Origin of the sequence: Acinetobacter sp. V2 (assembly GCF_001188385.1) — a bacterium.
GTDB lineage: Bacteria > Pseudomonadota > Gammaproteobacteria > Pseudomonadales > Moraxellaceae > Acinetobacter > Acinetobacter oleivorans.
In genome coordinates this window covers 23,863-34,112 of record NZ_JZFB01000011.1, presented here as the reverse complement: position 1 = coordinate 34,112, position 10,250 = coordinate 23,863, and the positions used below count along the sequence as shown (strand labels likewise).

Below are 10,250 nucleotides of genomic sequence, written 5' to 3'. Positions count from 1 at the left end.
ACTTGATCAAGCTGGTTTAAATCCGGGCTTTTTAATTGGTGGTGTCCCACTTGGTTTTAGCGAAAGCGCTCGTTTAGGTGGTGGAAAATACTTCTGCGTTGAAGCCGACGAATATGACTCAGCTTTCTTTGATAAACGTTCTAAGTTTGTTCACTATCACCCAAAAACGGCGATTTTAAATAACCTTGAATTTGACCATGCCGATATTTTTGATGATCTAGCAGCGATTCAAAAGCAATTCCATCATCTTGTACGTACCATTCCAAGTGAAGGTCGTATTATTGCGCCAATTACTGAAACTCATATTGATGAAGTGCTGGAAATGGGTTGCTGGACACCAGTGATTCGTACAAGTTTAGAAGCGAATGAAAAAGCTGCTTTATCTGCTGAATTAATCTCAATTGATGGCAGCCATTTTAAAGTACTCGAAAATGGCAATGTCGTTGGTGAAGTTAAATGGACCATGACCGGGCAACATAGTGTAGCGAATGCTTTGGCAACGATTGCAGCCGCTCAACATGTAGGTGTTGCACTTGAAACGGCTTGTGAAGCTTTGTCTAACTTTGGCGGCGTAAAACGTCGTATGGAGTTACTTGGTACAGTCAATGGTATTGAGGTCTATGATGACTTTGCTCACCACCCAACAGCAATTGATACCACTTTAGATGGCGCACGTAAACGCTTAGGTGAACGCCGTTTATGGGCCATTATTGAACCACGTTCAAATACAATGCGTATGGGCAGTCATAAAGATGGCTTAGCACATTCAGCACGCTTAGCAGATGAAGTCATCTGGTACCAGCCAGAAGGTTTAGATTGGGATTTACAACCCGTGATTGCAGCTGCTTCTAACCATGCTCAAGTGAGCCGCTCTCTTGATGAAATTATTGAGCGTATTGTCAATGAAGCAGGTGAGGGCGATGCTGTGGTGATTATGTCTAACGGCGGCTTTGGTGGCTTACATCAAAAACTCATGAGCGCATTAAAAGCGAAAGCTGCTTAACTTCCGCTTTAGATGATTCAATAAAAAAACGGGTTTCAAATTGAAACCCGTTTTTTTATATCAATTATTTTTAAACTTTTTCTGGCTCTATATTGGCCATAAATTTATTAGAAACGATTAAACGTAAACTATAGACAATACCCATCGCAAAGACGCTATATCCCACGTTATTACAAATAAACGGAATACATAAAATAATGAGCGCGGTGATCGGATAAAACCATTTCGTGATTCCAGATAAACATTGGAACTCGTAAAGTATCCAAATACAGGTGGTATAGAGCACCACACTCACCGCAACGACTATTCCCATATATAAATCAGAAATATGCGCATGATGGGTTGTGACATCCACAGCGGCGGCAAGCGCTGCACCCACCGCAGCAATACTGACAAAAACAAAATAATGACCGTATCCCCAAACAAATGGGCGTACACCTTTAACATGATGATGTTGTTCACTACGGTCAAAATAAGCCCACCACATTGCGAACATCAACATCAATCCACCGATCATTAAGAAAACGGCTGGAATATTCATTGACTGAGCGGCTAAGGCGTCACGTATAGCATTAAAACTACCGACGATTGATTCACCTAGAACAATAATCGTGAGTAAGGCATAGCGTTCTACGATGTGATGAGGATGCCACGGCGTTGGTGAATATTTTTCTGCATAGATAGGAATAAATAACTCCATCGCAACCAGAAATAAAAATAAAGGAACTGAAAGTATGTGCGCAAAATTAGCAACGAGCCAACCCACCTGAACCAAGACAATACCTACCGCATAGCGGTAAGCGGTAATTCGCCGCTCTGGATCATGTTTTGCTGCACGTAACCACTGGGTAACCAGTGCCATGCGCATGATCACATAACCAATAATGATGATGTCAAAATCCTGACTACGAAATACATCAGGAATACCAGCGGCCATCACCAATGACCCCACAATCTGTACAAAGGTAAGGCATCGATACAATGCATCATCGTTATCGTAAGCTGAAGCAAACCACGAAAAATTCATCCATGCCCACCACAGCGCAAAAAATACCATCAGGTAGCTTGGTAATGCATGCCAGAGATGATTTTCAATAATCGCGTGATGTAATTGCTGACCCGCTGTTGCAATCGCGACTACAAAAATTAAATCGAACAATAATTCGAGTGGAGTTGCTGCTCTATGCGGCTGTTTTGGATCTCTTGGAGATAAAGGCCTCAAACTTAATTTTTTCTGTTTTTCTTGAGTAGTCATAAAATAACGTTCTCGAATAAAGTGCCAACACGTTAACACTTTAATATTAACGCCCAGAACACGCATTAAAAAATATCTAGACCTGCTGTTTAATCTTTACTCACAAACAAACTATATTTCATTTTTGTGACAATTCTTTATCAAGACAATAGGCTTAATTCTTTATCATAGCCCACGTTTTTGTTCTTGTTTGGAATATGAATGTCTTTAGAAACACTCAACCTTAGCTTATTCCATGTGATTAATGGGGCTCAGGATGCGAGTCAATTTATCATTCGTCTTGCTATCTTTTTTGCTAATGATCTCCTCTATATTCTTTTATTCATCCTTACATTTTTATGGTTCTATGGTGATCAAGATTTAAAAAATAGGGTCATTAAATCTGTCTTTTTAACCTGTATATCGCTTTTAGTAGGTTATGTTATATCTCTGTTTTACCATCACTCCAGGCCGTTTGTCATGGGTGTGGGTACAACGTTTATTGAGCATGCGCCAACAGCATCTTTTCCAAGTAATCATATGCTGATTTTCAGTACCATTGCTCTGTCTTATTTGTTTGCTCAGCGTAAAATGATTGGAATCATTCTTTTATTCTTATCATTTGTGGTGGCATGGTCACGTATTTATTTAGGTGTGCATTTCCCTTTAGACATGTTGGGGGCTTTTATTGTTGCGCTTCTGGTCAATACAGCAGGTTATTACTTCTGGAATGCTTACGGTACAAGTTTGACCGCATTCTTTATTCACCTTTACCAGATTATATGCAAACCACTTTTAGACCGCGGTTTGATTAAATAATCCGTAGATCTTTTTTTATATTAAAACCACGACATTAAGTTCAGTTGCGTAATATAAAAAAATCTGCCATTCTATGTGAAATTGGATATGTTTTATCCAAAACAGAATTTAGTTTGACAAGGGGAGTAGCCTCCTCCAAACATAACAGCAATGTTATGTGTCAGATATCGTCAATACACTTTTATTAAAAAGTCGGTATCTGAGCATCGTGAAATTCATGATGTAGGCAAGACCTTGATCATGTTGATACAGATGTTTTAATTCATCTGGCAACTGGTCGAGGTTTTTTTATGCCCAATTGCCGGATGTGAGGAGGATTTATGGAAACAATCGGCAATCTATGGCTGTACATAGCATTCTTTGGCATTGTCATTGTCATGCTTTTAGTGGACTTTTTAGGCTTTAAGCAAAAGCAAGGTCAGGATGTCTCAATTAAGCAAGCTGCTTACTGGAGCGTGGCGTGGGTAAGCGTCGCGGTCTTATTTGGTGGTGGTTTATGGTTGTATCTACAACAAACGGCTGGTGTGACCTTAGCAAATCAAAAAACCATGGAATATTTCGCAGGTTACTTACTTGAAAAGTCCCTCGCAATTGACAACGTTTTCGTCTGGTTAATGATTTTTGCGGCATTTGCTATTCCAGCTGCACTACAACGTAAAATTTTGCTCTACGGCGTATTAGGCGCAATCGTACTGCGTACTCTGTTTATCTTTATTGGCGCATGGTTTGTTCAAGAGTTTTCATGGGTGCTTTATATCTTTGGTGCGTTCTTGGTATATACAGGTTTCAAATTCTTAAAAGGCCAAGAAGAAGAAACCAATATTGAAGATATCAAAGCTCTAAAATGGTTACGTAAGCACATGCGTATTACACCACAGCTGGAAGGTGACAAATTTTTTGTACGTCAAAATGGTTTATTGTGGGCAACGCCGTTATTTTTAGTGTTGATTTTGGTTGAAGCTTCAGACGTGATTTTCGCGGTAGACTCAATTCCTGCTATTTTCGCGGTAACAAGCGACCCGTTTATTGTTTTAACAGCGAACTTAATGGCAATTTTAGGCTTACGCGCAATGTTCTTCTTGCTTGCTGGCGCTGCATCTAAATTGCACTACTTACCATACGGTTTAGGCATCATCTTATTATTCATTGGTGCAAAAATGTTGTTGCTTGATGTATTCCACATGCCAATCTGGATTTCGTTGAGCTTTATCGTAATAGTATTAGCAATTACCGCTTATCTCTCTTTACGACATAATAAGCGACAAATCTCATAGAATCTTTATTTGCATAATATTAAAGGGCTTTCTTAGAAAGCTCTTTTTAAATTAGGAATTGACTATTTTTAATTTTGGCCATTGTTGTAACCATTTTTTGCTTTCTACACGATTTTTGAAAGTCTGATAACTAACTAGAGCTGAATTCCAACGTAAATTCAATTCAAATAAATCTGATAAGCCAAAAGGTGCAATTATTTCTAAATTACCGAAAGTGTCGAAACGTATCGCTATAGCTGTTGCTGTTTCTGACCATAATGATAATGCTTCCTCAATCGAAGTTAATGGCTGAATTTTTTCACCATTATCTTTACGGTACCATGTATGTACCAAAGCCTGATTAACAACATCCCAATCTTGATTTGGAAATTTGCTTTTTAAATCACTTTGCAATTCTTTTTGATAACTATCATCACATTCATTAGCATTATAATAAATCACATCCATATCACTTCTATTTAAATCATAAGTTTTGCCATGTAAATATGACCAAACAGTGTTTCTCACAGCACCAGCACTTAAATAAACTTTTGGATGCAATTGAGAAATAATAGCTAATGTCTTTAATAAACAAGGAGATTTCATCACCAAATCAATAAAGTCTTGTTGATAATTATCATATTTGGAAAAATACTAAAGTCATCCATCATGTAATAGTACATAGAAGCTCTGCACGTTAAAAGCGCTGATCAATATCATATGACTATGCTCAGGAGCAGCACATTATTTTGTTGAGTACTGAACGCATAGATCTACATAAAAAAGCACTTTTAAAGTGCTTTTTAAGTGCATAACGAATAATAAACTTTCATTTTTAAAGCTAAATTAGAACAAAAATTCAAAAATATTAGTCTATAAACTTATGTATTTTAATAATTTTACTCTTAATCTCTTTCTTAAAAATCAATATTGGCAAGCTCTTTGCATTTCCTAAAAAGAAAAAAGCCTAGATTTTAAGGGCTCGCGAGAGCCCTGATTTTTTTAAGGAGTGATGCCATGAATGCTATTCCAACTTTAACGCCCCTTGCAATGCCGTGTAACAGCAGTTTTGAAGCAAAAGATTGGGAAATTTTATCTACTCACTGGTATCCGGTTGCCCGTATTCAAGATGTCTCTACTGCGCCACAAAGAGTGACGTTATTAGATGTGAATATGGCCCTATATAAGACAAAAAGTGGCGAAATTCACTTAGTTCGAGACATTTGCCCACATCGTGGGGTTCCTTTAACCAAAGGGTGGGTGGATGGTGAAGAAATTGTGTGTCCCTATCATGGTCTACGCTATAACACCGAAGGGAAGTGCACCCAAATACCAGCTCAACCCGATTTAACTAAAATTTCTGATCGTTTTTCTCTGACCAAATTTCCAGTTGTTGAACGATATGGCCTGATTTGGACCAGTATTCACAGTCGGGATATTACTCGAGCTAATATTCCAGTATTAGATACTTGGGAGCATGCAGAACATCAATCAATTTTACCGCCTTTTGTCGATATTGGCGGTTCTAGCGGACGTCAACTCGAAGGGTTTATCGATGTCGCTCATTTTGCATGGGTACATCACAACGCCTTTGCGAATCGAGAGAACCCTGTTGTACCCAAATATCACACAGAACGTACCAGCTACGGCCTAAAAACAGTCTATATCAGCAATGTCAGTAACTATCCACACGAACTAAAACATCTCGAACCAGAAGGCTTTTTGTGGAAGCGCACCTTCGATGTCTATCCACCTTTTTCAGCAGTACTTACTGTTGATTTTCCAGAAGGTGGGGTTTTAAAAATCTTGAATGCCTGCTGTCCTATCTCAAGCAATAAAACCCGTTTATTTGTTCCACTTACCCGTAACTTTGACCAAACAGGTGATTTAGAAAAAGTATATGCATTCAATGCGCAAATTTTTGCTGAAGACCAAGATATGGTCGAATCACAAAAGCCAGAAGACCTTCCGCTTGATTTAATGATGGAAGCACATTTTGAAGCAGACCGTTCATCAACGACTTATCGACGGATTTTGGCAGAATGGGGACTAAGTAAACGTTATACTGTTTAAATCTTGGCTAAGTGGGGTACAATCAATCGAAAAAAGTGAAAATATAAAGGCTTTCCATGTCATTGATCGCAAATACCACCGTTGTGCGTGGTCGTTTTTTAGATATCCAACAAACCGTTTCTGAGCCCACTGATATTCCAAATCAAGTGCGTTATTTAGAAGATGGTGTATTGATTAGTGAACATGGAAAAATCAAATGGTTTGGTGCATGGGAAGAAGCTCAAGCACATCTTCCTGATGGAGTTGAGGTTCAACATTACCCAGAACAATTGATTGTACCTGGCTTTATTGATACCCATATTCACTTTCCGCAAACTGAAATGGTGGGAGCTTACGGCGAACAACTTTTAAGCTGGCTCAATACCTATACTTTTCCAACTGAAATCCAGTTTCAAGACAAAGCATATGCTAATGAAATTGCCCAGTTCTTTGTTCAGGAACTCTTAAAGCACGGTACAACCACAGCCCTCGTTTTCTGTACAGTTCATCCTGAATCTGTTGATGCCTTATTTGAAACCGCAGAACGCGTTCAGATGCGTTTAATTGCCGGTAAGGTACTTATGGACCGCAATGCCCCTGAAGCGCTTTGTGATACCCCAGAAACGGCTTACAGTGACGCCAAGGCACTCATTGAAAAATGGCATGGCAAAGGTCGTGCTCTGTATGCGATTACTCCACGTTTCGCACCAACGTCTACACCTGAACAATTAGAAAGAGCAGGGCAGTTAAAACAAGAGTTTCCAGATGTTTATGTACATACGCATTTAAGCGAAAACAAAGATGAAATTGCTTGGGTGAAATCTTTATTTCCAGAACAAGCGGGTTACTTAGATGTTTATCAACATTATGGCCTAACTGGTAAACGTTCTGTTTTTGCTCATTGTGTTCACTTAGAAGATGAAGAATGGCAATGTATGCATGATACGCAGTCGGCTATCGCATTTTGCCCAACCTCAAACCTATTCTTGGGAAGTGGTTTATTCCCATTGAAAAAAACTTGGGAAAAACAAGTGAAAGTAGGTTTGGGGACAGATATCGGTGCTGGTACATCGTTTAGTTTGCTGCAAACTGTTAACGAGGCTTATAAGGTTCAACAGTTACAAGGTGATAAACTTTCAGCTTATGAAGCGCTCTATCACGCGACACTAGGCGGAGCAAAAGCGCTTGATTTGCAGGACAAGTTAGGCAATTTCAACGTCGGTAAAGAAGCAGACTTTGTGGTACTCAACCTAAAGCCAACAGCGCTACAGCAACTGCGTCAGTCTAAATCTAAATCTGTTGAGGATTCGTTGTTTGCATTATTCACTTTAGGTGATGACCGTAATATTGAGGCGACTTATATTTATGGAAACCGTGCCTATCAAAAAGAAACAGCCTAATAAAAATCGGGCCGTTAAGTTTTTGTTATTATTTGGAATATGTACTCTTGTATTAAAGCGGGATCAACATATTGCTCAAAATGATAAAACTTCAGAGTCATCAAAGGGTGCATGAAACATCATTTTGCTTTAAAATTTTACCATTAACTCAGATTTTAGAGGTGTTGCAGGTCAACACCTTTTTTATTTTTTCTTTTATATCTTGTAGGAATCTGACATGACTGTTGCAATGAGCATCATGATTTCAACCGAAGAAATTCAAGCAAAAGTCAAAGAGCTCGGCGAGCAAATTAACGCTCACTATGCAAATAGCGACAAAGAGTTAGTCCTGATTGGACTACTGCGTGGTTCTGTTATTTTCATGGCAGACTTGTGCCGAACGATTACCAAACCGCATGAACTCGACTTTATGACAGTGTCTAGCTACGGCGGCGGTACGACTTCAAGTCGAGATGTTAAAATCTTAAAAGATCTTGATGGTGAAATTCGCGGTAAAGATGTACTGGTCGTTGAAGATATTATCGACTCAGGTAATACCTTAAGCAAAGTTATGGAAATGCTGCAAACTCGTGAACCAAATTCGATTCAATTGTGTACGCTAGTGAGTAAACCATCTCGCCGTGAAATTGATCTCGAAGTGAAATTTTTAGGTTTTGAAGTTGAAGACAAGTTTATTGTGGGTTATGGATTAGACTACGATCAAAAATATCGCCACTTACCATTTATTGGCGAAATTGGTTTATAAATTTCAAAAAAAATAGCACCGCGAGGTGCTATTTTTTTATATAAAAATTTAGCTTCGAACAAAAAAGACACAAAAAGTCGCAATCTGCTACAGACAAAATAGATGACTCTGCCGCACGATAGAATATGAAGCAAAATCATTAACTTCATCAAAAAAACAACTGGAGAACAAATATGTGGTCACTCATTGTCGCTATTGTAGTTGGTTTCTTTGCTGGCTTAATCGCTCGTGCCTTACATCCAGGGGATGATAAAGCAGGTTTCATCGTAACTACCCTAATTGGTATTGCAGGTTCACTTCTCGCCACTTATGGTGGACGTTTACTTGGCCTTTATGGAGAAAATTCAGCTGCGGGCTTTATCGCATCTGTAATTGGTGCAGTCATTATTCTCTTTATTTACAATTTAATTGCACGAAAAAGTTAATGACTTTTAGGCAATAAAAAAGCACCTGATGGTGCTTTTTTTAATTCATTTTATAGACCTAATTCTTTCCAAACGGCTTGAATTTCTTCGGCAGATCGAGCGCCTACCAGTTTAAATCCATTTGCAAAAATTAAGGTTGGGGTACCATTAAAACCTAGTTTCTTTCCAAGCTCTAAATTACGGTCAATTGGATTAGCACAGTTTGTCACTGTTGGTTTAACACCTTGTTGAATCAGTTTTTTCCATGAATAGGATTGATTTGGCGCACACCACACCTGTCTAGAAACAACAATAGACTGAGGCTTTAGAGGATAGATGAACGTGTAAATAGTCACATCTTTCAGCTTATCAAGTTCAGGCTCAAGCTGCTTGCAATAAGGGCAGTTTGGATCAGAAAATACTGCTAAAACATGCTGTCCATTACCTTTAACCGTTTTAATCGCATCTTTTAACGGTAATTGTTTCCAATCAATTGAGTTCTGTCCTAATACCAAATCTTTAGTTAAGTTTTTCTGGTCTTTTAAACGGATCATAGAGCCTACAAACATATGTTGCCCATCTTCGCCAACATAAATGATTTGCTGATCGAGATTAGCACTATATAGCCCAGGCATTTCGGTTTTCTGAATATTGCTAATTTTCAAATTAGGATATTGTTTTTTAATATTTTCCCTAACAGTATCTACATTAGCGAAACACACACTTGCAGTTAAGCTAAATAACGCCAATATTCCTAATTTTTTAAGCATAAAACCGACTCATAGGTAGGAGAGGAGATTATTTTAATCAGTTCAGCTTTCGAAAACAGAACTGATTACCGAGTTATAACCAAACTGCCACTCATTTATGCCAATGTTTCACGTGGAACATAAGCAGATTTTAGAATATTAATTTCTACCGATATATGCACAATTTCATCATGAATTGATAAAGCCTGACGAATCTGATCTGCGGTTAAAGAAATATCATTAGTTTCGAGCGCTAAAATACAAGAAAACTTACCTTTTGCGACTTTCCAGACATGAATATCTGTAATTTCAATGTATTTAGGAAATTCAGCAATCACTTCACGAATTTCTTCAACCACAGGATGGTCCATTTCTGCATCTAAAAGGGTTTTTCCTGTCTCTTTCAATAACCCAAGAGACCATTTTGCAACCAAAATAGCACCTAGAATCCCTAAAAGCGCATCTAAAAAATCCCAACCGAAATATTTACCCGCACAAAGCGCAATAATTGCAAAAACGGAGGTCACAGCATCTGCAACTACATGTAAAAATGCAGCTTTTTGGTTTAAATCGTGATGATGTCCATGCTCA

11 protein-coding genes are annotated in these 10,250 nt (G+C 38.4%); 7 read left to right on the top strand and 4 right to left on the bottom strand.

Going from position 1 to position 10,250, the window contains the following annotated elements; translation table 11 throughout:
* On the top strand, positions 1 to 1,003 hold a 1,003-nt coding region (mpl, locus tag UC75_RS18205; RefSeq protein ID WP_228137496.1), incomplete at its 5' end, for a UDP-N-acetylmuramate:L-alanyl-gamma-D-glutamyl-meso-diaminopimelate ligase.
* Positions 1,004 to 1,073: 70 nt separating this feature from the next.
* Here the strand turns inward: mpl and UC75_RS18200 are convergent.
* The gene (locus UC75_RS18200; RefSeq protein ID WP_049838393.1) at positions 1,074 to 2,324 is read right to left on the bottom strand and encodes a low temperature requirement protein A; all 1,251 of its coding nucleotides are present in this window, start codon (positions 2,322 to 2,324) and stop codon (positions 1,074 to 1,076) included.
* A gap of 135 nt (positions 2,325 to 2,459) precedes the next feature.
* Between UC75_RS18200 and UC75_RS18195 the strand changes: the two genes are divergently transcribed.
* Together UC75_RS18195 and UC75_RS18190 are read left to right on the top strand one after the other, a co-directional pair.
* Positions 2,460 to 3,056, top strand: coding sequence for a phosphatase PAP2 family protein (locus tag UC75_RS18195; RefSeq protein WP_013199301.1), 597 nt, complete (start codon positions 2,460 to 2,462; stop codon positions 3,054 to 3,056).
* A 320-nt stretch (positions 3,057 to 3,376) separates the two neighbouring features.
* Positions 3,377 to 4,330, top strand: coding sequence for a TerC family protein (locus UC75_RS18190; protein WP_049838392.1), 954 nt, complete (start codon positions 3,377 to 3,379; stop codon positions 4,328 to 4,330).
* A 51-nt stretch (positions 4,331 to 4,381) separates the two neighbouring features.
* Here the strand turns inward: UC75_RS18190 and UC75_RS18185 are convergent, their stop codons facing one another.
* A complete protein-coding gene (locus UC75_RS18185) occupies positions 4,382 to 4,915 on the bottom strand; it encodes a nucleotidyltransferase family protein (RefSeq protein WP_128825364.1) in 534 nt (177 codons plus the stop codon).
* Positions 4,916 to 5,326: 411 nt separating this feature from the next.
* Between UC75_RS18185 and UC75_RS18180 the strand changes: the two genes are divergently transcribed.
* From UC75_RS18180 to UC75_RS18165, 4 genes are all read left to right on the top strand, one after another.
* Positions 5,327 to 6,382 carry an aromatic ring-hydroxylating oxygenase subunit alpha gene (locus tag UC75_RS18180; RefSeq protein WP_049838390.1) on the top strand — a complete coding sequence of 352 codons (1,056 nt, stop codon included), beginning with the start codon at positions 5,327 to 5,329 and terminating at the stop codon, positions 6,380 to 6,382.
* A 56-nt stretch (positions 6,383 to 6,438) separates the two neighbouring features.
* Positions 6,439 to 7,761, top strand: a complete 1,323-nt coding sequence (gene guaD / locus UC75_RS18175) for a guanine deaminase (protein ID WP_049838389.1) — start codon at positions 6,439 to 6,441, stop codon at positions 7,759 to 7,761.
* A gap of 217 nt (positions 7,762 to 7,978) precedes the next feature.
* Entirely contained in the window at positions 7,979 to 8,506 is a 528-nt protein-coding gene (gene hpt, locus UC75_RS18170; protein WP_004795560.1) for a hypoxanthine phosphoribosyltransferase, read from the top strand.
* 173 nt (positions 8,507 to 8,679) lie between these two features.
* Positions 8,680 to 8,931: a GlsB/YeaQ/YmgE family stress response membrane protein gene (locus UC75_RS18165; protein WP_000269732.1), complete on the top strand. Its 252-nt coding sequence runs from the start codon at positions 8,680 to 8,682 to the stop codon at positions 8,929 to 8,931.
* Positions 8,932 to 8,981: 50 nt separating this feature from the next.
* On the opposite strand, the gene UC75_RS18160 is transcribed toward UC75_RS18165, so the two are convergent.
* Both UC75_RS18160 and UC75_RS22420 read right to left on the bottom strand, forming a co-directional pair.
* Complete coding sequence (locus UC75_RS18160) at positions 8,982 to 9,680, bottom strand: DsbC family protein (RefSeq protein WP_049838388.1); 699 nt, start codon at positions 9,678 to 9,680, stop codon at positions 8,982 to 8,984.
* A gap of 95 nt (positions 9,681 to 9,775) precedes the next feature.
* A partial coding sequence (locus UC75_RS22420) for a cation diffusion facilitator family transporter (RefSeq protein WP_228137495.1) occupies positions 9,776 to 10,250 on the bottom strand: 475 nt, incomplete at its 5' end.